The 1,106-nt window shown below is 71.8% G+C and carries 2 protein-coding genes; both read right to left on the bottom strand.

Going from position 1 to position 1,106, the window contains the following annotated elements:
* A partial coding sequence (locus HUK84_RS19570) for an inositol monophosphatase family protein (RefSeq protein ID WP_176641697.1) occupies positions 1-758 on the bottom strand: 758 nt, incomplete at its 3' end.
* Positions 755-1,106: c-type cytochrome (locus HUK84_RS19575; RefSeq protein ID WP_176641698.1), on the bottom strand; the 352-nt coding region annotated here is incomplete at its 5' end. The genes HUK84_RS19575 and HUK84_RS19570, both read right to left, overlap by 4 nt.

The following is a 1,106-nucleotide window of genomic DNA, read 5'->3' on the forward strand; positions in this document are numbered from 1 at the left end:
ACCGCCAGCACGGTGCCGTCGCTGCCGGCATGCAGCGCCTGACCGTGCCAGTCGGTCACGCGCCCCCCGGCGCCCTCCACCACGGGCACCAGCGCCGCCCAGTCCCAGATCTTCATCGTGCATTCGGCAATCACGTCGATCTGCCCCAGCGCCAGCAGGCCATAGGCATAGCAGTCGCCGCCCCATGTCACCCGCTTCACCTGCCGGCTCAGCGCCGCCCAATGCGGCGTGGGGGCGCCGGCGATCATCTCGGGCGAGGTACAGGACAGTTCCGCCAGCCCGATCGCGCCACAGCGCCGCGTGCCCGGCACGCCGCCCCAGCGCGGCTCATGACGCGATTCATAGCGCGTCGGCCGCCCCCGCACGCCGATCCAGCGTTCGCCGGTCACCGGCTGGTCGATCACGCCCAGCACCGGCACCCCATCCTCCAGCAGCGCGATCAGCGTGCCGAAGATCGGCCGGCCGGTCAGAAAGGCCCGCGTCCCGTCCACCGGGTCGATCACCCAGCAATACCGGCCCCCGTCGCGCTCCAGCCCGAACTCCTCGCCCAGCACGGCATGCTCGGGCAGGCGTTCGGCCAACACGGCACGCATCGCGCGCTCGGCCGTCCGGTCGGCGATCGTCACCGGGCTCTCGTCGCTCTTGTCGTCCGCCGCCACCCCCATCCGGAAGAAGGGGCGGATCACGCACCCCGCGACGTCGGCCGCCGCCTCCGCCGCCGCCAGCAACCGGTCCGCGTCATGCAGGCTCACCGTCATTTTCCTCCGTCGGACAGGGTATGCAGAAAGGCGATGATCGCCGCGCGGTCCCCCGCTTCGGGCACGCCCGGAAAGGCCATGCGGGTGCCGGGGGCGAAGCGCGCCGGCGCCTCCAGCCAGGCCGACAGCGTGTCGTCGGTCCAATGCTCCGCCTTGTGCGCTGCCAGGGCGGGCGAGAAATCATAGCCCGGCATGTCTCCGACCGCACTGCCGGCGACGCCGTACAGGTCGGGGCCGATCATCGCCGGTCCATCCTTGGCAAAGCTGTGGCACATCGCGCACGTCCGGGCTGCAAGGGCCTGGCCGGCCTTGGGGTCGGCATGCGCGACCGCTTCGGCGATCGATTCG

Source organism: Nguyenibacter vanlangensis (genome assembly GCF_013376155.1).
Taxonomy (GTDB): Bacteria; Pseudomonadota; Alphaproteobacteria; order Acetobacterales; family Acetobacteraceae; genus Gluconacetobacter; species Gluconacetobacter vanlangensis.